The sequence below is a fragment of the Terriglobia bacterium genome (assembly GCA_035712365.1).
In the GTDB taxonomy this organism is placed as follows: domain Bacteria; phylum Acidobacteriota; class Terriglobia; order UBA7540; family UBA7540; genus SCRD01.
Map to the genome: position 1 here is coordinate 130,761 of DASTAW010000020.1, position 24,783 is coordinate 155,543.

The 24,783-nt window shown below is 56.5% G+C and carries 16 protein-coding genes, 1 tRNA gene and 2 pseudogenes; 8 read left to right on the forward strand and 11 right to left on the reverse strand.

Annotation, left to right across the window (positions count from 1 at the left end):
* Nucleotides 1-78: 78 nt before the first annotated feature.
* Nucleotides 79-570 (reverse strand): annotated as a pseudogene (locus VFQ24_05955) (tetratricopeptide repeat protein).
* 23 nt (nt 571-593) lie between these two features.
* Entirely contained in the window at nt 594-1,085 is a 492-nt protein-coding gene (locus VFQ24_05960) for a tetratricopeptide repeat protein (GenBank protein HET9177887.1), read from the reverse strand.
* Nucleotides 1,086-1,709: 624 nt separating this feature from the next.
* On the opposite strand from VFQ24_05960, the gene VFQ24_05965 reads away from it, so the two are divergent.
* From VFQ24_05965 to VFQ24_05985, 5 genes are all read left to right on the forward strand, one after another.
* Nucleotides 1,710-5,477 (forward strand): carboxypeptidase-like regulatory domain-containing protein, encoded by a 3,768-nt coding sequence (locus tag VFQ24_05965; GenBank protein HET9177888.1) that lies wholly within the window; start codon nt 1,710-1,712, stop codon nt 5,475-5,477.
* A gap of 168 nt (nt 5,478-5,645) precedes the next feature.
* Nucleotides 5,646-7,073 carry a tetratricopeptide repeat protein gene (locus VFQ24_05970; protein ID HET9177889.1) on the forward strand — a complete coding sequence of 476 codons (1,428 nt, stop codon included), beginning with the start codon at nt 5,646-5,648 and terminating at the stop codon, nt 7,071-7,073.
* A gap of 292 nt (nt 7,074-7,365) precedes the next feature.
* Nucleotides 7,366-8,523 (forward strand): membrane dipeptidase, encoded by a 1,158-nt coding sequence (locus VFQ24_05975; protein HET9177890.1) that lies wholly within the window; start codon nt 7,366-7,368, stop codon nt 8,521-8,523.
* 137 nt (nt 8,524-8,660) lie between these two features.
* Complete coding sequence (locus tag VFQ24_05980) at nt 8,661-10,514, forward strand: NAD(P)-binding protein (protein ID HET9177891.1); 1,854 nt, start codon at nt 8,661-8,663, stop codon at nt 10,512-10,514.
* 194 nt (nt 10,515-10,708) lie between these two features.
* A tRNA-Sec gene (locus tag VFQ24_05985) sits at nt 10,709-10,803 on the forward strand.
* Nucleotides 10,804-11,122: 319 nt separating this feature from the next.
* Here VFQ24_05985 and VFQ24_05990 read toward each other — a convergent pair.
* Nucleotides 11,123-12,364, reverse strand: a complete 1,242-nt coding sequence (locus VFQ24_05990; protein HET9177892.1) for a VWA domain-containing protein — start codon at nt 12,362-12,364, stop codon at nt 11,123-11,125.
* Nucleotides 12,365-12,414: 50 nt separating this feature from the next.
* The gene (locus tag VFQ24_05995) at nt 12,415-13,881 is read right to left on the reverse strand and encodes a magnesium chelatase (protein ID HET9177893.1); all 1,467 of its coding nucleotides are present in this window, start codon (nt 13,879-13,881) and stop codon (nt 12,415-12,417) included.
* A 286-nt stretch (nt 13,882-14,167) separates the two neighbouring features.
* Here VFQ24_05995 and gatB point away from each other — a divergent pair, with 286 nt between their 5' ends.
* The 3 genes from gatB (at nt 14,168) to bcp (ending at nt 17,450) form a co-directional block, all read left to right on the forward strand.
* Nucleotides 14,168-15,643, forward strand: coding sequence for an Asp-tRNA(Asn)/Glu-tRNA(Gln) amidotransferase subunit GatB (gene gatB, locus VFQ24_06000; GenBank protein ID HET9177894.1), 1,476 nt, complete (start codon nt 14,168-14,170; stop codon nt 15,641-15,643).
* 68 nt (nt 15,644-15,711) lie between these two features.
* Complete coding sequence (locus VFQ24_06005; protein ID HET9177895.1) at nt 15,712-16,959, forward strand: tetratricopeptide repeat protein; 1,248 nt, start codon at nt 15,712-15,714, stop codon at nt 16,957-16,959.
* 32 nt (nt 16,960-16,991) lie between these two features.
* Complete coding sequence (bcp, locus tag VFQ24_06010; GenBank protein ID HET9177896.1) at nt 16,992-17,450, forward strand: thioredoxin-dependent thiol peroxidase; 459 nt, start codon at nt 16,992-16,994, stop codon at nt 17,448-17,450.
* A 716-nt stretch (nt 17,451-18,166) separates the two neighbouring features.
* On the opposite strand, the pseudogene panC reads toward bcp, so the two are convergent.
* The 7 genes and pseudogenes from panC to ruvC form a co-directional block, all read right to left on the reverse strand.
* Nucleotides 18,167-19,006, reverse strand: a pseudogene (gene panC, locus VFQ24_06015) (pantoate--beta-alanine ligase).
* 233 nt (nt 19,007-19,239) lie between these two features.
* Nucleotides 19,240-20,118, reverse strand: coding sequence for a 3-methyl-2-oxobutanoate hydroxymethyltransferase (gene panB, locus VFQ24_06020; GenBank protein ID HET9177897.1), 879 nt, complete (start codon nt 20,116-20,118; stop codon nt 19,240-19,242).
* A 231-nt stretch (nt 20,119-20,349) separates the two neighbouring features.
* Nucleotides 20,350-21,015 carry a deoxynucleoside kinase gene (locus tag VFQ24_06025; GenBank protein HET9177898.1) on the reverse strand — a complete coding sequence of 222 codons (666 nt, stop codon included), beginning with the start codon at nt 21,013-21,015 and terminating at the stop codon, nt 20,350-20,352.
* A 129-nt stretch (nt 21,016-21,144) separates the two neighbouring features.
* A complete protein-coding gene (gene folK, locus VFQ24_06030) occupies nt 21,145-21,651 on the reverse strand; it encodes a 2-amino-4-hydroxy-6-hydroxymethyldihydropteridine diphosphokinase (GenBank protein HET9177899.1) in 507 nt (168 codons plus the stop codon).
* A gap of 33 nt (nt 21,652-21,684) precedes the next feature.
* Nucleotides 21,685-22,713 (reverse strand): Holliday junction branch migration DNA helicase RuvB, encoded by a 1,029-nt coding sequence (gene ruvB / locus VFQ24_06035; GenBank protein HET9177900.1) that lies wholly within the window; start codon nt 22,711-22,713, stop codon nt 21,685-21,687.
* Between the two features lie 4 nt (nt 22,714-22,717).
* Nucleotides 22,718-23,434: a Holliday junction branch migration protein RuvA gene (gene ruvA / locus VFQ24_06040; protein ID HET9177901.1), complete on the reverse strand. Its 717-nt coding sequence runs from the start codon at nt 23,432-23,434 to the stop codon at nt 22,718-22,720.
* 31 nt (nt 23,435-23,465) lie between these two features.
* Nucleotides 23,466-24,011 carry a crossover junction endodeoxyribonuclease RuvC gene (gene ruvC / locus VFQ24_06045; GenBank protein ID HET9177902.1) on the reverse strand — a complete coding sequence of 182 codons (546 nt, stop codon included), beginning with the start codon at nt 24,009-24,011 and terminating at the stop codon, nt 23,466-23,468.
* Nucleotides 24,012-24,783 lie beyond the last annotated feature (772 nt).

Here is a 24,783-nt window from a genome sequence, read left to right on the forward strand (position 1 = left end):
CAGGATTGGACACCGTGAGCGGTATAAGCTTGAGTTTTTAGGGCAGCTTGGTGGCGGGTCCGGATTTCCAGACCGCGCCTACTGGTCGGCGAGCGCCAAGGCCGTTTGGAGGAATTGCTGCCGAGCCTGGGCTGAGAGCACCGTCGGCGCGTTCGCGGCAGGCTTCCGAGCGGGCGCCGCGGCCAACGCTTGTTCAATTCGTGACACGTTCAACGCCCCTCGTGGACCGTTTTGGAGAAATTCGTTGAGCGTCTCACGCACCTTGTCAATCTGTCCAGTTTGATAGTAAAGCACCCCGAGTGCAGAATATCCGGCCGGCCATTCAGGAAGCAGTTCAACTGACCTCTTCAAATAGCTTTCAGCCCGTCCGAATTGTCCCTCCACGGCGGCAAGGACGCCTATGCTCCAGAAAAGTTCACCCGAATCCGGAATGCGGGCAAGTCCCTGCTCAAGCGTCTGACGTGCCTGCTGGTTGTCACCGGAACGCAGATAGGCCAAGGCGAGCGAAAGGTAGTTCTGATCTCTGTCTGGATTTTCGATCGTTAATTGCTGAAAAATCTTGATGGCCTCCTGGGTATTCCCGAGGTGGGCGTTTACGTCGCCTCCTTGGCACGGTGCTCTGCGAGCAACGCGATTCCCAAATTATAATTGGCGTCGCGGTTCGATGGGTTGAGGCCCAACGTGGCGCGAAACTCATTTTCTGCTTCCTTGAACTTGTGCTCCAGCAGGTAAGTGTTGCCGAGGTTGTTATGGATTTCGGCCGAGCGTGGTGCAAATCGCAGCGCTTTCTTGAATGAATCGGCAGAGAGCTCATACTTCTTTTCGCTTCCATAAATCAATCCGAGCAGATTGAGCCCCGCTGCACTTTGCGGCTGGAGTTTCAACCCTTCAACCGTCTTCTCACGCGCCTGCTCAAATGAACCCGCATCCAGCAATTCCCCAGCCTGCTTGAACAATGTAGATGCCGGCGCGACCGAACCCGAGAGACCTGTAGCCTGTGTTGATGCGCACAGGCAGATTGTGGCGGAAGTCGCGAAAGCGAAGCCTAGCGTCAGCATGCCAATTCGATTGTAAGAGGACCGCATCAGCCACAGTGTAACCCAAAAAAAGATGCCAGACCACGTGGCGAAGTGGCGCCTGGTACGCCACCTGCCAAATCCATGAGAGCACCGTGGCGATAGTGCCTTTTGATTAAGCGCGCGGTTTTTTGCTTGGACATATGACTTAAAAGAAAGGAAGAGAAACCAAACAAAATGCTTGACAAGGCTCAAGTGGCATGATATTTATGCTTTCGTAATTGGCAGTTCGTCTGTAATCTTCATAAGCGTCGAGTGGCGGGCGGGTGTTTGGAAGGGCCTTTGTGCCGGGCCCTTGTGGGCATCTAACCACGCCCTTTGCTGTGCTCGTTCGGGCAGAAGGGGCTGGAAGAGGTATTAGGGGCATCAACTGGGGGGCATAAGTTTTTGCCTCAATTTGTGAGCCTTGGACGGCACTTTGCGGGCGTTTTTGTATCATCGGGTCTAATCTCTAACAGCGTGCTGGGTTCTCAATATCAAGAGATCGCAGCATGCCCCAGTAGTGGGCGAGCAAACCAAAATTAGCCAATCGCTGATGGAAGTCGTACGGGGCCGGCCATGCTTTATGGCTATCGCTGGTGGTGAGCAGTATTGCCCTGCATCGGCGGGTCGCGAGAGTGTAGGAGGGAGGAAATGAAAGGACGATCTTGTGTTTTTCGTAGCCTTCTTTTTTCAGTTTCCATTGTTCTCGGCGTGCTCATCAGTTCGCCGCTTCTTGCCCAGGTGGACATGGGGTCCATCCAAGGGACAGTCCTGGATCAGTCGGGAGCTGTGATTCCAAACGCCAAGGTTAGCCTGACGAATCAAGCGACAAACCTGACTGTCGCAACCCAGTCAAACGCCTCTGGCGCCTACATCTTCACACCTATCAGAATTGGAAATTACACCATCGCTGCAGAAGCCCCTGGCTTTGCCAAATCTGTTCAGGCGAACCTCACCTTAAATGTGCAGCAGCAACTCGTCGTCAACCTCACGCTCAAGCCCGGCGCGGTGACGCAAACGATTGAGGTGACGGGTGCTCCGCCGGCGCTGCAAACACAGAATGCCTCCGTCGGCCAGGTGGTCGACAGCCGGAGCGTGAATAACCTGCCGCTGAATGGCCGGAATTTTACTTTCCTTGCGCAAATTGTCGCGGGAGTTAATATTCCCCAGGCTGATACACGCGGCAATGCCGCATCGGGCGCTTTTTCGGCGAATGGCGAGCGCCCCTCTCAGAATGACTATCTCCTCGATGGAATTGACAACAATTCGAACACGATTGACTTTCTGAACGGCACCAATTATGTCGTTCTTCCTCCAATTGACGCGGTCCAGGAATTCAAGGTACAGACCAGCAACTATAGTGCTGAGATAGGCCGGGCAGGCGGCGCGGTGCTCAACGCCACTATCAAATCCGGGTCCAATCAGCTCCACGGCGACGCATGGGAGTTCCTCCGGAACGATAAGTTTGACGCTGCGGACTTCTTTGAAAATGCCGGGGGCGTCAAAAAGGGCGAGTACCGGCAGAACCAGTTTGGATTCACCCTTGGCGGGCCCATTGTGATCCCGCATGTCGTCAACGGTCGGGACAAGCTCTTCTTCTTCGGTGACTATGAAGCCTTGCGCCGGATCCAGGGAAGCGTCTTCACGAATTCAGTTCCGACCGACCTTGAACGAGGCAGTGGATTCACAAACCTCGCAGAGTTGATCACCGATCAGGGCGGGAACAGCCCGTCTACGGACTCACTAGGGCGGACTATTGCCTTTGGAACAGTTCTCGATCCCGCCACCACCCGCCCCGTGACTTGTGGTTCGGTTGACACCGTGACGGGTTTGACGCCGCCAAGCGCAAAGTCTGCCGATCCGTGTTATCAGACGGCCCCCGGTACGCAAATTGGGTATGTCGCCGATCCCTTCTATACGGGCGGGAGCGTTGCGGGGATCACCGACTTCTCCGGTCGCTGCACCACCGTGCAGAGCTGTCAGCTCAACCAGCTACCTGCCGGCCGTATCGATCCCAATGCGACCAAGATTCTTGGTCTATTTCCCGCCGCGCAACTGCCCGGCATCGTTTCAAACAACACAACGAACCCACCTCTCACCGAAACCCGCGATGCCTTTGATGGCCGGATTGACTGGAACTTGAGCAACAAGGACCAGATATTCACTCGAGCCAGTTTCGTGAATGATCCCGAGTTTATTCCCGGGCCATTCCAAGGGGTTGCGGATGGCGGCGCGTTCCAGCAGGGCCCTCAAACCGCCATGTCCATCCAGGTCGCCCTGGGCTGGACCAAAACGCTGACCCCTACGGCTGTAAACGAAGTGCGCGTGGGAGAAACCTATCTCCATACGACGCGCTTCGGCCCCGTCGGCGACCAATTGGGGATTCCAGAGCAATTTGGGATTCAAGACGTGCCGCAGGTTCCGGAGAACGGTGGTCTGCCGGCCATCGTCATTGACGGCCTGAGCTCCCTGGGGACCAATGCATTTCTACCTTCAGATGAAGTGAGCCAGACCACCCAGGTGGCCGACAACTTCACCAAAGTATACGGAAAGCACACCTACAAAATGGGCTTCGAATTCCAGCACATTAAATTCTCCACGCTTCAGCCGTCCTTTTCGCACGGTGAATTCGACTATGACGGAGGTTTCGTGGGTAATAACGGAATTGCGCAATTCCTCCTGACACCCATCACCACAACCGTTCCCAACGGGGTTGATTATCTCGGCGGCGCCAGTGAGGTTCAAACCTCGAACATCGCCCTCGTAGACGACCTCCACAATTACTATGCTGCCTACTTCAATGACGACTGGAAACTGACCAAGAAGCTGACGCTGAACCTTGGTCTGCGTTGGGAGCATTTCGGCCTGCCCCTCGAAAATCACGGACGGCAGGCAAACTTCGTTCCCGGCACTCCGGGCAGCGGGGCGGAGTACCTGATTCCGGACAGTGAAATCAACAGAAATTTCCAGCTTTCTCCAAGCGTTTACAGTTTGTTTGCGGCGGATGGCATCGCTATCAAATTCGATAAGAATTGGGCCCTTGGTGATGCCCAGAATCTTAACTTTGCTCCGCGATTTGGCCTTGCCTATCAGGTCTCGCAAAAACTGGTGATGCGCGCAGGGTTCGGGGTATTCTTTGGCGGATTTGAGAATCAGAATGGTAACAATCAAGGGAACAGTTATCCCTACCAGTTTGGCTTCAATTACTTCCCACAGAACTCCCACACGCCTACACGGGTAACTAATGTAAGTGCGCCAGGCTGTGCCAACGTCTACACTATTGAGCTGGGCTTCAGTTGCACGCCGCTCGATGCCGCTCTGGTCGACGCTGGTGGCATTGGGTGGACAGGCCTGCAGCACAACTTCCAGACGCCTTACACTGAAGGCTGGAACATGACACTCGAGTACGCCTTTACACCCAGCCTCACGTTGACTGCGGGTTATGTGGGCAATACAACCCGCCACCTGGAAATTTTCAAAGGCGCAAACAACGTCACTCAGATACTTCCGCCGGACGCTGACACCAGCGGGCCTGGCGCCCCAGTCTTATTCCCAGACCTCGGGGGAGGTATCACCTACCAAACCACTGATGGGAACAGTTATTACAATGGCCTTCAGACCACCCTCGAGAAGCGCTTCGCGGGTGGTTTGAATTTTCTAACCACCTACACATGGTCCCGCTGCCGGAGCGATGGAGGAGACCTTCTAAACGGAGGGTCCATCGGGTCGTATCGGGCCGTCGATATACCGGGGGCTGGAATTCAGGCCGACTACGGCGATTGCGACTTCGATATCCGCCACGTAATACACCTTAGTGGTGGATACGACCTTCCTTTTGGCAAAGGCAGGCATTTTATGACGAATGCCAGCCGAGGCGTGGATTTGCTTCTCGGTGGCTGGAGCACGCAGTGGTTATCCGCTATTCAAGGCGGCCAGCCGATCACCCTCGGGTGTGACACGGGCACGGCGGCTGGCGTCAACTGTTACGACTACATCATTCCAGGAGTGGACAGGCACGGCTCAGGAGCTCCTGACAATTTCCTGAATGCCGCTGCTTTTACCCAGCCTTGTCCCCCTCCTGGATTTGAACAACCTGCCAGATGTGTCGCAGGAGTAAGCGGTCTAGGCTTGCTGGGCGGAACCGCTTCACAGGTTTCGGGACCTGGAATTATCACTTGGGATTTCTCGATGTTTAAGAATATCCCGCTGACCGAGCGCTTCCATCTGCAATTCCGCAGCGAGTTCTTCAACATCCTCAACCACCCCACATTTAACGCGCCGGGTTTTGGTGGCAACGGAGTCCGCTCTATATCCGGATCCACCGATTTCCTGGATGCCAACTTCGGCAGAATTGGATCAACGCGCTTCCCGTTCAAAGACCCGCGGCAGATCCAGTTTGCCCTGAAGCTCTATTTCTAAACTTTGCGTGGCGCGCCGGGCCTTCGGCGCGCCACTTTTACCAAGTTGCCGTTTTGCTTCAATCTGGCACGCCCAGTGCCTGTTGGGAAATCAGCAATACCGCTGGGTGCTAAAATCGACTGCAGGTCAAATCCACTCCCGAGCACCGACCGATGTTAGAATCCTCAGATGACCCCCTGGAAGCGTTGGATTGCCGCACCGTTCGCTCTTGCTGCGGCGCTCTCTCTGCCGCTCGCGAGGAGCAGGGCAGACTCGCCTCGCGATGGCGGTCTCGAGTCCCAGGTCCAACTTGCAGCTTCCTATTACAACTCCGGCCGGTTCAAGGAGGCAGCGCAGGTGCTCGAAGCGCTGCTCAAGCACGCCCCTGCAAGCTTCGAAGCTGAGGAGCTTTTGGGACTTGCCTATTCCGCCGAATCCCGGGACCAGGATGCCTACCCTCACTTTGATAAGGCGGTTCGGTTGAAGCCGGATTCCGCGCCCGCGCGTTCCAATCTCGCCGTCAACCTGGCGCGCCTGGGAAAGAACGAGCTTGCCGAAGCTGAGTTCAAGAGAGCTATCAAGGCGGAGCCTGGCAATTTCAGCGCCAATCACGACCTTGGCGAGTTTTACGCCCGTTCTGGTAAAGCGAGGGAGGCCATTCCTTATTTGCGCAGAGCACAAAAGGTCCAGCCTTCTTCGTACGGAAACGGTTATGACCTGGCCCTGGCTTATGTGGAGGCCGGAATGTGGGTCGATGCGCGTCAGCAGATGCAAGATCTCCTGAAGGTTCACGATACGGCGGATCTGCACGACCTGCTGGGCGAGGTTGAGGAGCGGAGCGGAAACTATGTGGCAGCGGCAAACGAGTACCAGCAGGCCGCACACATGGATCCCAGCGAATCGAATATTTTTGACTGGGGGAGTGAACTCCTGTTGCATCAGACCTTGAATCCGGCCGTTGAAGTGTTTTCGGAGGGCGCTAAGCGTTATCCGGGTTCTTCGCGGCTCGCGGTCGGACTGGGCCTTGCCCTTTACTGGAGCGGTCGATATGACGACGCTGTCAAAGCTCTTCTTCGCGCAACCGATCTGTCTCCTTCCGACCCGCGCCCCTATTTTTTTCTGAGCAAGGCATACCAACATTCGCACGGCCAGGCCGATGACGTGATCCACCGGTTTCAACGTCTGGCGCAACTCCGGCCACAAGATGGCCGGGCGGCTTACTATTACGCGATGAGCTTGTGGAAAGGCAAGCAAGGTTCGCCTTCCGGCCCCTTTCTCGGCCAGGCGGAGAATCTGCTGAAAAGAGCTATTGAGCTTGAACCGACATTCGCACAGGCCCACCTTGAACTCGCCAATCTCTATTCCCAGCAGCACAAGTATTCAGAGTCGGCATCGGAGTACAAGCGGGCCATTGCGCTGGATCCCAAGCTCGTAGACGCTTACTATCGTCTTGGACAGGCTTACGTACATCTTGGCGAGGCAGATCTCGCGAAGAAAGAGTTCCAAATTCACAAACAGCTATATCAGCAGCATCTGGCCGAATGGGACAATGAACAACAGGAGATCCGGAACTTTGTCTATACCACGCACGAAGATCGTGGCGGTCCCCGAAAATAAGAACGCTGGAGGTAACGGCTTCAGTTCCGAGAGGAATTCTTCAACCTGTTGGACCGCCCCAATCTTGATAGGCCGGTCAGTTCCGTCACATCCTACTGAAGATTACAAAATATGGTGGCAAGCTCGTTTGTAGCGCCCCCGTCCCGGCGGCAATTTTCAGGGCCGGTCCCGCCGGGCGGGACCGGCGCTACGGAAGTCCGTCACTCTATTATGCAATCCTCATTAGGATCAGATCTTGCTTTCACGAAACAGAGCTACGGCTCCACGGCTGATCTGTTTTTGAAGAGGACTCATGAAAACGGAACCCATAAACCGTCGCACTTTTTTGAGCAATTCAAGTGTTCTGCTGGGGAGTGCAATGTTGGCAGGGTCTCCCTCCGTTAGCTCGGCAGCGGTTTCGAGAGACCCGCATGACTATATCGTAACCGAAGGGCACCGGGACATTTGGGAACTTACGGCCCGCCTCAAGCTTCGGGTTGAGTCGCAAAACTCCCCGCTGGCAGATTTTCTTGTTCCGCGCCTGATCGAGGGGGGCGTCAGTGTTTGCATCATGCCTTCGGGTGGCGACTCGCTGCCGGAGAGAAGCTACCTTCAGCCAACACTCGAGGGTGATCTGAGGACCCTCGATATGCTCCTGGTGGGAATCGGAAGAACGGACGGCAAGGCCTCCATCATCAAGGCCAAGTCGGATATCCCCACCAAACCGAACAAGGACCGGGTCCAGTTCATTATTGACCTGGAGGGTGGTGAAGGTCTCGGAACTATTTGCGGCCCCGAACCCGAATTTCTTGCCGGCTACCAGCTAGCTTTGCTCCGCCAGTTCTTCCGGCTCGGCGTGCGGGGTGTGCAACTCACTCACAACGGCCGGAACCAACTCGGAGACGGCGTCGCGGGCGGAAGAATGGGTGGCAGGCTTTCTCCGTTTGGCGTCGAGGTAGTCAAAGAGATGAACAGTCTTGGCATGATGGTTGGCGTCTCACACCTGTCAGTCAACGGCGCGCTCCACGTTGCTGAAATCACTAAGCACCCGATTGTCTCTACTCACCAGAACCTCGCTCAATACGTGAACTCGCACCCACCGGTGGAACTGGTCCCTGAAGAAGTAAAGGCCATCGCGTCCACAGGAGGCGTGGTGGGTATGCGGTACGATGTTGGGCAAGTCCCCTACTCGCTGATGGCGGACGAAATTGAGTTCCTGGCGAAAAGCGTCGGAGTGGAACATATAGGTATCGCCTGGCTCGGGCACGATGTTGGCAACCCTGATCCCTATTATGTGCCTGGGTACACCCAACCCCAGCGCGTTTTTACCGGCCATGAAGCTGAAACTATGCGGCAGCACTGGACCACTTTCATAGGGATCCTTGCAGAGAGGGGATTCACTGAGCAACAGATTGGCCAGATATTGGGTGGCAATTACCTGCGAGTGTGGAGAGAGGTGCTTCCCGACTGACCACATGGCTGACATCGAAACTGAATCCAGGTTACGAGGCTCAGTTCCCTCAAAAAATCAAGCAATTCTGGGAAGTCGAGGAGTTCAAATCAATGTCTTCAAATCAAAAAAAGCCCGCACCGGGAAAGTCGTTGGGAATGGACCAACCGATCTGTCGGCGCGACTTTTTGAATTCGACGCTATTGGCGTCCGGCAGCCTGCTGTTGGGCTCCCTGAGCCCCGCTCAACTTCTTGCCCGCGATGAATGGACTGGCTACGGGGGCGTAGGTGATTACGCCAGCTCCAATGGCAACACCTATGAGGTCATGACCTCTGGCCACCAAATCCGCGACCGTGTGCTTGATTCTTTATCCTCGGACGCGATTGACACGAACGAAATCTTCGATTGTGTTGTGGTCGGAGGAGGGCTGAGCGGGCTGGCGGCAGCTCTATTCCTTCAGAAATACGGGGCCTCGAAGCTCACGTGCCTGGTCCTCGAAAATCATCCTGTTTTTGGTGGCGAAGCGAAACGGAACGAATTCATCGTTGACGGGCAGCGCATCATGGGCCCGCAGGGATCAGATCACTTCCAGGTCCCTTATCCCCATAGCTTCATTGCCAGGTTCTACGACTTGATCGGACTGGACTGGCGCAGCTTCAAATACCAGGAATGGACCAAATCCTGTCCTGAGCTTCCGCTGGGCACGAGCTTTGAGGATGCAAAACCGCCGCTAGCGTTCTATTTCGGAGCGAAATTCGGCAAGGAGCCTGGTGTTTGGTTGATTGATCCCTGGAAAAAGAAGCTTGAGGGCGCGCCAATCCCGGCAAACATGCGCGCGGAGCTCCTTCGTTACAACGGAGCACGGAAAGACGGACCGCCAATTGATTTTCCTGGCGATGAAAAATCGCGACAGCTTGACAGCGTGACGATCCAGCAGCACCTGATGGACACTTATGGCCTGAGTGATAAGACCATCGAAACGTTTATGGCAGAAGAAGGAGGCGGCTTCGGCGGAGGGCCGGATGTGCTCTCCGCCTACTGCCTTTACGCCTTCACAGAGTTGCATCCATTGAATAATGTGGATCAAAATCATTCGTTCCCTGGAGGAAACGCCGGGATTGCGCGGCAAATGATCAAGACGCTGCTCCCGCAATCGATATCCGGCCCTCGCACGCTCGAAGCGGTATGCCGCAATAAAATCAATTTCTCCGCGCTTGACCGGCCGGGGCAGCCTGCGAGAGTTCGTTTGGACAGCACGGTGGTTTGGGTGAAACACGATGGCGACGCTGCCAACTCGAATTTCGTCACGATCGCCTATACGCGAGGCGGCAAGCTTTACCGGCTGAAGGCCCGTTCGGTAGTGATGGCCGGAGGGTGTTGGACCACGAAGCACATTGTGCGCGATCTGCCGCCTCTGCAGCGTCAGGCCTATGATCAGTTTTACCGCTCGCCTTGCATGATGGCAAACATCGCCGTACGCAACTGGCGGTTTCTGTACAAGATGGGTATCTCGGGTTGCCAATGGTTCGAGGGCTTGGGCAGTTTTATGGCGGTCCGCAAAGTTCCCACCTTCTCCACGGACTCTACAACGATTGGTCCAGACTCACCGGTCGTCCTTACCTTGAAGGTCCTCTACCCACACCCCGGCCGGTCGCTCGAGGAACAGGGCAACCTCGGCCGCGCGGAGTTGCTGTCAACCTCGTTCCAGCAATACGAGCAGAGGATTCGCGAACAACTTTCAGATATGTTTTCGCAGACAGGTTTTAATCCGCAAAAGGATATTGCAGGAATCGTCTTGAACCGTTGGGGGCACGCTTACGTCAGCCCGCAGCCAGGATTCTTTTTCGGCCGCGATGGAAAGCCTGCGCCGAGGCAGATCCTCCGCGCGGCTCCGTTTGGCAGAATTGTCTTTGCCAACACTGACCTCTCCGGGGCGCCCGATCATCGCACAGCCATCGGCGAAGCCCACCGGGCCGTCAGCCAACTGCTCGATCAAGTGATTACGGTCTGACGCGGAAAGCGCGGAGTATAAGAATTCGTGCAGTGGCGCGGATCTTTCGGGAGGTCGATTTAGATTTCGCAAACCTCAATGCCCCTGATGGCATACGACTACCGCTTATAGCAACAGGTGCAGCTCTGCTTCCGCATCTGCTGGCGGGCAATCGTCGCGTTGACGACAATGAACAGCGCATTTAGAATCAAACCGGAAGTGCATGTGGGCTGGTGTCCGCCCGGGACTTCAAATCCTGTGGATCTGCCTTTGGTGGATCGGTCGGTTCGATTCCGACACACTTCCGCCAAGCACTTATAGGCGCGCCCAACGGCAGGACGCCAGCCCGCCGCGAGAGACTTCATCCGCATGAGCCCCAGCAAGCCGCCAAAGAAAGAACTATATCAAAGCTGGAAGGAAGCCAAGCGGCGAGCTCGGGAGCGCGCCGGGACGCCTCCGCCCACGCAACGAGAAGAGAGTCGGCGCAAAAAACCTCCCAAACATAAGAAACGTGTCAGTGAAGAAGCGTCAGAGCCAGCGTAAGCGCCTGCTGCGATCCTAATGGATCATTGGCAACGACTCTTCCGTTGGGCAGAGCGCAGACTGGCAAGAGAAGTCCGGCCTTCAGACTAATGGATGTGTTTGGATTTTTTCTTCATGTAATCCATTAATAAATACTGGCCAAGTGTATAAGGAGTAGTGAAGTAGGCCTTTCCGCGGCATATCTCCGTGATTTTCTGCACGAAGTTTACAAGACCATAATCAGAAGCCAGCATAAAGGTATTGATCAGGATTCCGTTCCTGCGGCAGCGAACAACTTCGTGCAGAGTTTCAGAGACGACCAGGGGATCGAGGCCGAAAGCGTTCTTATAAATCCGCCCGTCCTCCAGGGTCAACGCAGAGGGCTTTCCGTCGGTGATCATCACGATCTGGCGCATGTCTTTGCGTTGTCGTGACAAAATGCGCTGTGCGAGTCGCAGGCCTTCACGAGTGTTGGTGTAATAGGGGCCGACCTTCACACGCGCCAGTTGCTGCAGGGGAATTTCCTCTGCCGAATCGTGAAAGAGAACCATGTGAAGGGTGTCGCCTGGAAATTGCGTCCGGATCAGGTGGGTCAGAGCCATGGCTACTTTCTTGGCAGGAGTAAAGCGGTCCTCCCCGTAAAGGATCATGCTGTGGCTGCAGTCAAGCATCAGGACCGTGGCGCAGGAGCTTTGGTATTCGCACTGTCGAACCTGCAAGTCCTGATAGTCCAATTCAAGCGGCACTGTGAGGCCCTTGCGGCCGATGGCCGAAAGGAGCGTGGCGTTCACGTCCAGGTTGAGCGTGTCGCCGAATTCGTAGCGACGGCTTGAGCCGTCAGACTCGATGCCGGTAGCCATCTCACGAGTATCGTGACGGCCAAAGCTTGATTTCCCGAGCGAGCCCAGGAGGTCCTTGAGTGTCTTGAAGCCCAGAAAGTCCAACGCCTTGTCTGTGATTTCGAATCTGGTTTGTCCTTCGCCCTGGCCCATATGGCCCGGGCGGGGCTCGGTGACCGCGCCTTGCTGCGGTTGTTCGATAGAGACATATCCCTCTTCCGCCAATTGCTGGAGCAGTCGGTCAAGGGCCTGCGCCACGGCTGAGTCTTGCGGATTTTCCAGCATATCCTCCAGGAGCTCATCCGAAATCATCCCCTTCTGCTCGAGCGCCTCAAGCAGCGCCTGACGCAGTTGCTCCATGGTTTTTTCGGAATCCATTTCATAGACGCCGTAAAACTGGTTGTAAAAGCCACTATCGAGGAAGAAGTCCTGAAGCATCTGCATCAGGTCCTCCGCACTCAAGCCTTCGAAGGGGTCCGGAATATGTTTTCCATATTTGATGTATTTCATGAACTTGCCCGCCGGGTCCGGCCGGCTAAAGTGCCAGTCACTCTTCCCTGTCAGTTCAAGGAACGGTGGCGGCGCCCAAGCCTTTCGTCTTGTTCGGCGACGGGTTCCGGGGCCCGGTGCTCCACGTGAAAGCCGAGTTCCTCGTTGCGGCTGATTTTCTTCAGCGCATACAGTCCCTCAAGAATGAACTCAGCCGCCGAAACGAGCAAGGCTGGATCGTCCTTGCTCTTCACGCCGAGCTTTTGCGTCGTTTCCAGAAGCCCCTGTATCCTCTTGAATTGCGCATACAGGTCAGCGGTGGAGGCGCTTTCCTCATATTTCAGTGTTCCACCCAGTTCAAACCATTGGACCAGAGAGTGTAGCGGTATGTCGTCAAAGTACTTCTTGAAAACACGAGCGTTGGCCTGCCGGATGACGTCGCGAGCAACATTTTCCGCGCCTCTCAGTTCGCCCTCATATTCGAGCTCGAATTTTCCGGTCAATGAAGTCAGACCGGCATAGATATCAGCAGGGCGGGGCACAGCGATTTTCTCGCCTCGGGTCAGCGCGCGACGCTCGGCATTGGAGATGACGTTCTCGAGGCAGGTAATGGGCATGCGCTGGCTGACGCCGCTGCGCTTGTCGATCTTCTTCTCCTCACGGGCCTCGAAAGCGATGGTCTCAATCAACTCGCGAATAAAATTCGGCACAATCAAACGGAGCGCTCCATCACGTTCGCTCCAGGCCTCCTGTGCCGTAATGGCGATTCCGTGCTCGAGGGTCGTCGGATAGTGAGTTCGAATTTCCGAACCGATCCGGTCTTTTAGCGGTGTAATGATTTTGCCGCGGGCCGTGTAATCTTCGGGATTGGCTGTAAAGACGAGGACCACATCCAGGGGCAGCCGGACGGGATAGCCCTTAATCTGAACATCCCCCTCCTGCATAATGTTGAATAGCCCAACCTGGATTTTTCCGGCCAGATCAGGCAGTTCGTTTATGGCGAAAATACCGCGGTTGGCCCTTGGCAGCAGCCCGTAATGGATGGTCAATTCGCTCGAGAGAGCGTGCCCGCCGCGCGCTGCCTTGATGGGATCGAGGTCTCCAATGATGTCCGCAATCGTGACGTCAGGAGTGGCCAGTTTCTCGACGTAGCGCTGGTCGCGCGGCAAATAGTCGATAGGAACTGCGTCGCCTGCCTTTGCGGCCAGTTCATGGCACGCGCGGCAGATGGGATTCAGCGGATCATCATTGATCTCGCAGCCCGCGATGAACGGTACTTCGTCATCCAGCAGGGAAGCGAGCGATCGCAGAATTCTGCTCTTGGCCTGGCCGCGCAGACCAAGCAGGATGAAATTGTGGCGTGAAAGAATGGCATTTGAAATCTGCGGGATGACCGTGTCTTCAAAACCCACGATGCCCGGGAAAATAGCCTGGCCCGCGCGCAGCATACGGATCAGGTTGGCGCGCATCTCATTCTTCACGCTCTGACTGCGATAGCCGGATCGCTTCAGTTCACCTAAGGTTCTCACTTTTTGCATGGCCCTCTCTCTAATACAGATTATAAGCATGCCGTCCAAACGAACTCAATGAAGTATTCATCGGTCCTAAAGCTCTGGACGCGCCGCCGCCCCGTTTTAACTGCGAAGCGGTACATCCAGTGGATGTTCCGGGGACCATTTCCGTTGCCACGCAATTGGAGGTGTGCTGCGTTCGGCCCGCGGATTTGCGCGGGGCGTAATGTATAATATCGTTTGCAACAGGTTCATGGCCCTTGGCGCGGGACCCATCGGGGCTCCTCACAAAAAGAGAATAACCGGAGTACGAATGACCACCCTGGCAACTCTATCGCCTGAAACGCTGGCAAAGTACGAGCCGGTCATCGGGCTGGAAGTCCACGTTCAGCTCCTTACTCGTTCGAAGATATTTTGTAAATGCTCAACACAGTTCGGAGACCCCCCCAATCAGAACACCTGCCCGGTCTGCCTGGGGTTGCCCGGCGCCCTGCCGGCCCTGAATCGTGAAGCAGCGGCCATGGCTACGAAGGCGGCGCTGGCGCTCAATTGTCGCATCCACCCGCGCTCCCGTTTTGCACGCAAGAACTATTTCTATCCGGACCTCCCCAAGGGATACCAGATTTCGCAATACAGTGAGCCACTTTCGGAAGGGGGCTGGATTGAAATCGAAGTTGGGGGCGAGAAGAAGAGGGTCGGGATCACGCGGGTACACATCGAGGAAGATGCAGGCAAGTCTCTCCATGAAGGCTTCCCGGATTCGAGTGAGAAAACTTATATCGACCTCAACCGTTCAGGCGTGCCGTTAATTGAGATTGTAAGCGAGCCCGATCTGCGCTCACCGGAAGAAGCCTACGATTATCTCACCCGCCTGAAGACCTTGATGCTCTATCTGGAGATATCTGACTGCAACATGGAGGAGGGAAGTCTCCGGGTGGATGCCAACGTCAGCGTCCGCAAGAAGGGTGCGAGATCGTTTGGCATAAAGACCGAAGTAAAGAACCTGAACTCATTCAAGTTTCTGCAAAAGGCGCTGGCGTATGAAGTAGAGCGGCAAGTTGAAGTTCTTGAAAGCGGGGGCGAGATCTTTCAGGAAACCCGCCTTTTCGACAGCCGTGAGCAACGCACCTACGGCATGCGCTCAAAGGAATTTGCGCATGATTACCGGTATTTCCCTGAGCCTGATCTGCTGCCGCTTGTAGTGACGGACGAATGGAAGGAGGATGTCAGGCGATCTCTGCCGGAACTTCCACAAGTGCGAGAATCTCGGTTCCAGACGGAATACGCTTTGCCGCGGCAGGACGCCGCGCTGCTGACTTCATCACGGGCCACGGCAGACTACTTTGAGCGTACCGCGAAGGCCTGTGGGGAGGCCAAACTGGCTGCAAACTGGGTTTTGAATGATTGGAGTTATTTGCTGCAGGAAAGCGGGAAGTCCATTGCGGACAGCCCGGTCACGGCGGAAAACCTGGCACGACTCATCGACCTGGTGGCCAGGGATTCAATCTCAGGGAAGATGGCCAAGGATGTCCTGGCGGAAATGTTCGAGACGGGTAAAACCGCTGAACAGATCGTGAGCGATAGGGGGCTCGAGCAAATTGCTGATCCGGTCAAACTTGCTGAGATAGCACGCGGAATAATTGCCGCCAATCCTAAACAGACTGAACAATACCGGCAAGGCAAAACGGCCACGATCGGATGGTTTGTGGGCCAGATGATGAAGGCCACGCGGGGGCAGGCGCAGCCGCAACTGGTGCAGGACGTCCTTAAGAAAGAGCTTTCCCGATAACGAAGCGCTGCGCCTGGCGCGCGGAACTGAACTTCCCTGACGCTGGCGGGTTAGCGGGCTGCTGTTCCATGCGTTCAAGATCGATTCTTATTTGGGCGATTACGATGGGGCTCGTGGTCCCCTCCGCTCTTGCTGTGGGCCGGGCCGGTGTGTCGCAAGCCAGGAAAACGGGTAGTGCGGCGCGCCAGCATCATCATCGTGACACCCGCACGACCCGCAGCGCTAATACGACGGGCCAAAAAACAACGGTACGCCATTCCAGCGTAAAATGGAGCGCGGCAGCGCAAGAACAGTACGCGGCCGGACAAAAACTGCAGAAGAGTGGGTCGCTGAGCGAGGCCGTGGTTCGCTACAAGAAGGCGATCAGCCTGGAGCCAAATTGGCCGGAGGCACACAACGCCCTGGGCAGTGGGTACGGACAGGAACGCAAGCCAAGCAGCGCCATGCTTGAGTATCTCCGTGCTATCCGTCTTGATCCTGGATATGCCGAGGCGCGCTACAATCTCGGGACCTTGCTTCGAGCGCAGGGAAATCTGAGCGGCGCAGCCCAGCAGTTTGAAAAGGCGCTCCAGATTGACCCGGAGAATGCCGGTGCTCACAATGACCTGGGGCTCACCTACGCACAGCAAGGAAAACTAGACCCGGCAATCCAGGAGTTCAGGTCGGCGGTTCGCCTGGAGCCGGGCTGGGCCATCGCACATGACAATCTGGGTAATGCGCTGGCCATGGCAGGCGATCTGGATGGAGCAATGACCTCGTATCGAAATACCATTGCCCTGAAGCCGGACTGGGCCCAGCCTTATAACAATCTCGGAAACGCGCTGCGGCAGGCTGGCAGCCTCGATGCCGCAGTTGAACAATATCAGAAGGCGCTGGAACTGGACCCCAGGTATGCTGCGGCCTGCAACAACCTGGGTCTTGCCCTGCAACAGGAAGGAAGCGTCGCCGAAGCCCTCAAGCAGTATCAGCGCGCCATCCATTTGAATCCCGATTACTCGACGGCGCACAACAACCTTGCCGCGGCCTATTACCAAATGAAGAACTGGAATGGGGCAATTTTTGAGTACGGAGAAGTTTTGCGTCTCAAACCGAACGATGCCGCTGGGCACTACAACCTCGGATTAGCGCTGAAGGCTGCGGGCGACTGGAAGCAGGCGCAGACGCAGTTCCAGGTTGCTCAAAAGCTTGACCCCGGCAATCAACAATACCGGGCGGCTTATGAATCAATGCTGAATACCGAGGGCACACCGAAAGCAGGCGTGGTGGAATCCGGCGATAAAACAACCTCGAAGGCCCGCGCACGCGAGCCCAAATAAATTGGGGACTTCGTCCATGAGAGGAGTTGAACATGCTGAAAGTTGGTGACAAGGCGCCGGCCTTTTCTCTTCCATCCGATTCCGGGCAGCCAGTCAAGTTGAGCGATTATAAAGGCGCCGCCCTGGTCCTCTTTTTCTTCCCTAAAGCTGATACGCCGGGTTGAACGCGAGAAGCTCACGAGTTTCGTGATGCCAAAAGAGAACTGGACAAGCTCGGCGCGAAGGTCATGGGGATGAGCGCCGATTCCCCGGAAAAGCTGGCCGAATTCAGGGACAAACATCAATTAAATTTCCCCCTTGCGTGCGACGGTGACCATAAGACGCTTCAGGCCTACGGTGTGTGGCAGGAGAAAACCCTTTACGGGAAGAAAAGCCTGGGCATCGTCCGGTCGACTTATATCATCGATCAGCGGGGGAGAGTGAAAACCGTGTTCCCCCGCGTGCAGGTTGACGGGCACATTGGGCAGGTGCTGGCCGCGTTGAAGTTATGAGCCTTCGAAACAAGTTGTCAGACGAGAGCCGAGGCTAAAGACGGACTTCGTTCGTAGCCGAGCGATGGATGATGGCAGTAATATATTTTGATTGACCGGTTGTCCAGGCTTGGAATTTGCGCGTTTTCCTCCACCCATCCATTGGACCCGATAAAGCTGGAGAAGGGCTGAATCTCACTGGGGTCGCGCTCCAGCAGAAATCGTTGGACTCCCAGGTAAGCATCCTCACCCAGCACCACCAGCCTTTCAAGATTGGGGAAAAGGGAAATCTCGTTGCGCAAGTGCCTCGAGCAGTTCCGCATCGCCTTCTCGGGAAGGCGAGGGCCGGAAGCATGGCAGCGGATAATGTCAGTGAGGATAAACCGCTGCTTAAATTCCGCAAAATCGTCTATCCCGAGCAGGTCATAGAGGGCGGTGACAAAACGGTTGGCCCGTCCGCTGTTACGGTAAAAAGAGTTGTCAGGTCTGGCCGTTGAGTGGCGTCCAATAACGGCGGTCCGTATGGTGCTGAGATCGGGGTAGTCCCGCTTGATATAGCTGGCCATGAATTCGCGCGGTGGAAGCAGGATGGTCGAAATGGCGGCGCAATCCCGGCACCCCTCAACCTTGTGAATAACCGCTTCGGTGTCGATGCCCGGGGCTCTGGCTTCCGTCGTAGTGACAACGGGGGCGGCGAGCGCCATTTGCAGGCGGTCTTCCTTAGATGTTCTGATGGGTCCCAGGATCGTGTTGTCGATCAGCCTCACGCGGTCAACGTAGGCTGCGAGCAGTGCAATCGCGCCAGAGGTGACGCGGGGCATTGGCTCAAAGGAAACGGGGTTGACAATCTCGAGGTAGTCAATTTTTATCCGGGGGTCAGCGTCCAACACGCGGCGCATTTCCTCCAGGACTCTGCCCGCGTCCGATTCGCCGGCATGCACCAGATCCTCAGCCGTCCTAAGGCTTCTGGAAAGCGTCAGTGCTGACTGGCGCTGGGATGGTTTGAAATAAGCATTGCGGGAGCTGACGGCCAGCCCGTCTTCGTCCCTCACGATGGGACAAACCACCAGCCGGGTGTTCAGGTTGAGGTCCTCCACCAGGCGACGGATTACAATTGCCTGCTGGAAATCCTTCTGGCCGAAATACGCCATATCCGGCTGCACGATGTTGAATAGCTTCACCACCACCGTTGCAACCCCGCGGAAGTGCCTCGGGCGCGAGTCGCCCTCAAATACCCGCGCCAGAGGGCCTGGCTCCACAAAGGTCTGGAATCCGTCGGGATACATTTCGTCCGCGGATGGAGCGAAGGCAGTGTCGATGTTGTAGGAACTGAGCAACTGGAAATCCTGATCGAGATCGCGCGGATAGCGTTCCAGGTCTTCGCCTGGCCCGAACTGTGCAGGGTTCACAAAAACTGAAACCACCACGACGTCGCATTGCTGCTTTGCCTGGCGCACCAGGCTCATATGTCCCTTGTGCAAAGCGCCCATCGTAGGGACCAGTCCCACAGATTTGCCACGAGACCGGGTTTCTCGCGTCAGGGCCTTCATTTCGCTGACAGAAGTAATCAGGCGCATAAGCGTTTTGAGCGTACCAGCTTCGGGGGTTGACCCACGCAGTCACTGTTCGCACCGATGGCGAATTTCCATATAGGACCCAATGAGGAATGCATAATACCCTGCCGGACTTGCGTAGCGCCGGCATCTTGCCGGCCCAGGAAAGTACCGCCGGGACGGCGGCGCCACGACCGTTGTCCTCTTATTTTGTAATCCCCAGCAGGCCGCTGCCCGTGGTAAGTTATGCACTCTACTCAGGCCCGCGGCTGGCCGAGAAACTCCTTCTCAAACTGCTCCAGGATGGCCAGCGGGCAGTGATAAGACTCTCCGTCGCTCGGGTACCGGCCTTCCACAATGTCATCCTTAAACCTCGAAATGGCCTCGTGCAACGTCTGGCGAAGGTCCGCATAAGGCCGGACAAATTTTGCCGGAGGTTGGAAGGCGAGCCCGGCAAGATCATGGAACACCAGCACCTGACCGTCGCAATCGGGACCTGCCCCGATGCCGATCGTCGGGATGCGAAGCCGGCGCGTGATCATCGCCGCCAGTTCACGCGGGACCGCCTCCAGCACCAGGGCGAAAACGCCGGCATCTTCCAGCGCCTGCGCATCCGCAAAAAGCTCATTGGCCGATTCCAAGGTGCGGCCCTGGACGGCGTATCCACCCAACCGGTTTACCGACTGGGGCGTGAGGCCGATGTGGCCCATGACAGGGATTTCCGCATTCGCCATGCGGCGGACCAGGCGGGCGCGCTTTCTGCCGCCTTCGATCTTAATGGCTTCGGCGCCGCCCTGCTTGATGAAACGCAGACTCGTCCGCAACGTGTCCCTCTCGCCCAGGTGGTAGGAGCCGTAAGGCAGATCTGCTACCAGCAGGGCCCGACGTACGCCCCTGCGCACGGCCCGCAAATGATGAAGCATTTCGTCACTGCTGACGGGCACAGTGGAGTCGTAGCCCAGCACCACCTGGGCCAGCGTGTCGCCAACCAGAAGAACATCAATCCCCGCCTCGTCCACCAGCCGCGCGGTCGGATAGTCATATGCGGTGAGACAGGTGATTTTTTCGCCTCGAAGTTTCCGCTCAAGAATGATCGGAACGGTAACCTTGCTCACAGCCTGTGATTTCGGGTCCATGGCAGTACCTCCTTATCCGAAATTCAACGCTCCGCACAGTGATGTGCATGCGCCTTGGAAACAAAAAACCTCTCGGTCGCAGCCCGGTTTCTCCTGCGCAAGCATTGAGCGGCGCGGGAAACTCCGCATCGGGCTGTCAATGGACCGAGAGGGTCGAAAACGCCTGGATTCCAGTCCGCAGCGCCATCCTGCACAGGGCATCTGCGGCCTGTGTTACAGCCGACGACCGTCTCAGTCCGCAGAAGCGGATCCAAGCGGCAAAAAATACTGCGTGCCCCGGACCGGCTGGGTCAGCCGGTGGAGCAACTGCTTCAAATCTTCGTTCCGGTCGACAAAGTCGATCTCGGACGTTTCAATCACCAGCAGGTTGCTCGATCGATAGCGGAAGAAGAAGTGCTCATAGGCGTTTACAACAGCCTCGAGATACTCTTCTGAGATGCGGCTCTCAAACGGAATTTTCTTCTTCTCAATCCGCTTCTTGAGCATCTCCGGTTTCGCCTGTAAGTATATCACCAGATCGGGGACCGGTACCTGCTCGGCAAAGATCTGATAATACTGCTCGTAAAGTCGCAGTTCCGCATCGCTCAGGTTGAGATAGGCAAAGATTTTGTCCTTCTCAAATATGTAATCGCTTACCACGACGTGATTGGCTGAAGCCGAAACATCAAGCGCGCGAAACTGGCGAAACCGCTCCAGCAGAAAATACATCTGGCTGCTAAACGCTGCACCGGGCTTCTCGCTGTAAAAAGCCTCGAGAAACGGGTTGTCGTCCACATCGCGCATGCGGTCCGCCCGCAGTTGGTTGGCAAGGATGTCCGCGAGGGTGGTTTTCCCAACGCGGACCGGGCCTTCAACCGCGATGAAGCGCGGCCTTTCGTATGCGGGCGATTTAACCACGTGCAATCCCTCGATGAATTCAGGCGGGCCGCTGCTGGCAAACCGGCCATGGCCCGAAACACTTTGCTGATGAAATGGGTCCGTCTATCTTCGATGCCCCAGGCAGACTCTCGCGGCGCTGGCATACTCTCATGGGCCGCTCTCGGCGTCCTGCGGATCGATGCGAATCACCTGGCTGGAGTCTGGCGTTTCATTCAGCATTTCCATCACCGTTCGCTCGGTCACAGGATGCCGGAGGCCGGCATCGAGTTCCCGCAGCGGCGCCAGAACAAATTTTCGCCCGGCCATTCTCTCATGCGGAATAGTCAGGGCCGCCGAACGGACCACGACATTTTCATAGAGCAGGATGTCGATGTCAATCTTGCGCGGCCCCTTGTTGATGGCCCTCCGCCGCCCCAGGTCGCGTTCCACCTTCTGAACAGCCTTCAGCAGTTGCAAAGGCAGAAGCTCTGTTTCAACTTCCGCCGCACAATTTACAAACCACGGTTGCTGCCGGAACTCCACCGGCTCGGTGCGGTAGAACGAGGACACCCGTCGGACCTGGATGCCCGCCGCGCCCAGCGCATCAAGCGCCCCTTTGATATTCCCGGACCGGTCGCCGAGATTGGAGCCCAAAGAAAGAAACACTCGCTTCATGAGTTGGCATTCAGGTTGCGCGCCTGCCTTGCCCTAGGTTTCAAACAATCCCTGCGATCGCCCTGGCATCGGCATTTTCAAGTGCCGATACGCCGGCTCGTTAGCCATGCGCCCGCTCCGTGTCCGGCTGACGAAACCGAGCTGGAGCAGGTAGGGCTCAACCATATCAACCAGGGTGTCTACTTCTTCATTCAAAGTTGCGGCCATCGCCTCCACGCCCACCGGCCCTCCCTTGTAGAGCCGGATGATGGTGGAGAGGAAGTTCCGGTCGAGTTCATCCAGACCCCGTTCATCCACGCCTTCCAGCGTCAGCGCCTGGCAGGCCACTTCCGGCGTGATGGCGCCGTCCGACTTGACGTCAGCATAATCCCGAACGCGTCGCAGCAGGCGGTTGGCGATGCGCGGCGTGCCCCGCGCCCGCTGGGCGATTTCTGTAGCTCCCGCGTCGTCGATGGGGACTTCCAGGATTTGAGCCGAACGCAGGATGATCGTCTTCAGGTCTTCAACAGGGTAAAACTCCAGGTGGAAGAAGAGGCCGAAGCGGTTCCGCAGGGGAGCGGAGAGGCTCCCGGCCCGCGTGGTTGCCCCCACCAGGGTGAATCGCTTCAGCGGAACGTTGATCGTCTTGGCGAACATTCCCTTGTCCACAACGAAGTCAACCTTGAAATCCTCCATCGCAGGGTAGAGGAACTCTTCGATGTTTACCGGCAACCGGTGGATCTCATCGATAAACAGAATGTCACCTTCGCCCAGGTTGGTGAGGATTCCCATCAGATCGCCGGTGCGTTCAAGCGCGGGACCTGAAGTGGTGACAATCTTGGCGCCCATGGAGTTGGCAATGATGTGCGCCAGCGTTGTCTTGCCCAGGCCGGGCGGACCGTAGAGGAGCGTGTGTTCCGCAGACTCCGACCGCTGCCGGGCGGCCTGCAACGCGATGGAGAGCTTTTCGACGATCTTGCGCTGCCCTACGTACTGCTCAAGCGAGGGCGGGCGCAGGGTCTGATTGAAACTCTCTTCGTCCTGCGAAATCAAGTCCGGTGATACGAGTCGAACTCTGGACATGTTCTTATGAGTTTTGCGAGTCTCCCAGCGCGTTTCCAGTCTTTACGATTTCCTGCTTCTGCTCGAACACCTTGCGCAGGAATTCATCAATGGACTTCAGGTTCTTATGACGCGCCAGAATCTCCGCGGCCATTCGCTGGGCCTCAGACCGCGAATACTCCAACTGCTCGAGCACCTGGATGGCTTCCATCTTCAGCTCGGAGGTGGTTTCGGCTTCCACGGAGAGCGGCTGGTTGCCAGGGGCCAGCGCGAATTTCGCCATCTTGCCGCGCAGGTCGGTCACGATGCGCTCCGCGGTTTTCGTGCCGATATAGGGCAGCTTCTTCAGCAGTTCGGTGTCGCCGCGCTCGATGGCCAGGGCAATTTCATTGAGAGGGCGAATCAGGCACTTGAGCGCCCGCATAAAGCCGACGCCCGGCACCTTGGTGAAAGTCTCAAAAAACTCGCGGTCCAGAGGATCGAGAAAACCTACCAGCTTGGGAGTCAGATGTCCGCCCGCCATTCCTCCGTCAATGTAGTAGATGGTGTAAAGCGTCAGAGGATTTTTACGCTCGTGCTCGGGTGCCTGGCGCAGCCGGGCCGCAATGCCCGAAGGCACGAAAATTTCGTAACAGAGCGAGTTGACGCGCACCAGCAGGGCATTGCGCGCGATGCGGTCATAAAGAACTTCGCCGGTGACCTCTGAGATCAGTGACGTGCTCCTGGAATGAACTTTGCCGATTGCGGGAAAATGCCCGGGTAATCAAAAAGTCTTACCGCAGCCGTCCCCCCTTGAGCCGGAGCCCATTGGTCGGGGCGCGAAGCGTATTCATATAGCATAATGCCACGGCCAGCGCGTCAGCCACGTCCGGCGGCCTCGGCGTGGCGTGCAGTGAGAAGTGCTGCTGCACGGCCCTTTGCACCTGAAGCTTTGAGGCGTTTCCGTTGCCGGTGACGGACTGCTTGATTCGCTTGGCGGGCATAGGGAACACCGGCACTCGAGCCAGGCGCACCGCCAGGCAGATGACTCCCCGGGCGTGCCCCATCAGGACCGCGGTCTGCGGGTAATCGGCGTGGCTGTAAACCTCTTCCAGGCAGACGACCTCCGGGCGAAACTCTTCGACGACCTCCTGAATGCCCTTGAACAGCGTCTCCAGACGCAGCGGCAGATTGTTGCCCTGCGCTCGCGGCAGGCGGATGACGCCCGCTTCCACCAGGGCCGTCCCCTGGCGGTGACGCTCGACGATCCCGTAACCGGTGATGTTGAGGCCTGGGTCAATGCCCATCACCCGGATTGAGGCCGTTCCATTTCCCGCCATGCGCTGAATTGTAACACGTTGATGAACTTCAAAAAGCTGAATGTCTCGACCACCACAGCGCAGGGTTCGGCGAACACAAACTCCTGGCGCTCGGAACCATGAGTTGCCGCGCGAAAGAATCGCAGGGGGAAGAATAAGTCGTTACAGGCAGCCGCGAACCGGTGCACGCAACGTCGGGCTCGTTTTTTGACCCTTATTTGTTTTCAATAACATGGCCCGCTTTGTTTTCCGGTTCGTTCCGGTTCGTTTTTTTCACAGCTACGTGTTTTCAATAACTTCTCCGCTTTGTTTTAGGTTCGTTTCCGGTTCGTTTTTTGGCAATTTCCCTTTGTTTCCAACAACCTCTCCGGTTCGTTTTTCAAAAAACGTGATTTTTGTCCCATTTGCCTCAAAACCAGCGCGAAAAATGGCTTTTTGAGGACTACAAAAATTCGCTCGTTACCGACACGCATTCATCACCCGCCACTGCGAAAACCACCGGGCCAACCATGGATCGTGCGCTACAAACACCGCGTTTCATTCCCTGATCCTGCGCCTAAACCTTCGCTGTTGAACAAGGCTACCATAGCTAGCCTACTAAGTCAAGCAAAATCGGCGGGAGTGTCGCTGCAAAGTGAGAAGTTCCGGTATGAGCAAAGTAGAAAGTTCCGCTTTAGGTGGTAGAAGCTTGGGGGATGAGAAAAGAGGAACTGAGGTTGAGTCAGCGGGACCGGGACCGGTTAGTGGTGTTAGAAGGGATCGAGCGAGGGCATTGGAGCCAGCGGGAAGGAGC

What these genes read in the sequence shown, in the direction of transcription:
- VFQ24_05975 (HET9177890.1), top strand. Translation starts at nt 7,366, where the DNA reads ATGAAAACGGAACCCATAAACCGTCGCACTTTTTTGAGCAATTCAAGT.
- folK (HET9177899.1), bottom strand. Translation starts at nt 21,651, where the DNA reads ATGAAGCGAGTGTTTCTTTCTTTGGGCTCCAATCTCGGCGACCGGTCC.
- VFQ24_05995 (HET9177893.1), bottom strand. Translation starts at nt 13,881, where the DNA reads ATGCAAAAAGTGAGAACCTTAGGTGAACTGAAGCGATCCGGCTATCGC.
- panB (HET9177897.1), bottom strand. Translation starts at nt 20,118, where the DNA reads ATGGACCCGAAATCACAGGCTGTGAGCAAGGTTACCGTTCCGATCATT.
- VFQ24_05960 (HET9177887.1), bottom strand. Translation starts at nt 1,085, where the DNA reads ATGCGGTCCTCTTACAATCGAATTGGCATGCTGACGCTAGGCTTCGCT.
- VFQ24_05970 (HET9177889.1), top strand. Translation starts at nt 5,646, where the DNA reads ATGACCCCCTGGAAGCGTTGGATTGCCGCACCGTTCGCTCTTGCTGCG.
- gatB (HET9177894.1), top strand. Translation starts at nt 14,168, where the DNA reads ATGACCACCCTGGCAACTCTATCGCCTGAAACGCTGGCAAAGTACGAG.
- ruvC (HET9177902.1), bottom strand. Translation starts at nt 24,011, where the DNA reads ATGGCGGGAAATGGAACGGCCTCAATCCGGGTGATGGGCATTGACCCA.
- VFQ24_05980 (HET9177891.1), top strand. Translation starts at nt 8,661, where the DNA reads ATGGACCAACCGATCTGTCGGCGCGACTTTTTGAATTCGACGCTATTG.
- ruvB (HET9177900.1), bottom strand. Translation starts at nt 22,713, where the DNA reads ATGTCCAGAGTTCGACTCGTATCACCGGACTTGATTTCGCAGGACGAA.
- VFQ24_06005 (HET9177895.1), top strand. Translation starts at nt 15,712, where the DNA reads ATGCGTTCAAGATCGATTCTTATTTGGGCGATTACGATGGGGCTCGTG.
- VFQ24_05990 (HET9177892.1), bottom strand. Translation starts at nt 12,364, where the DNA reads ATGAAATACATCAAATATGGAAAACATATTCCGGACCCCTTCGAAGGC.
- VFQ24_05965 (HET9177888.1), top strand. Translation starts at nt 1,710, where the DNA reads ATGAAAGGACGATCTTGTGTTTTTCGTAGCCTTCTTTTTTCAGTTTCC.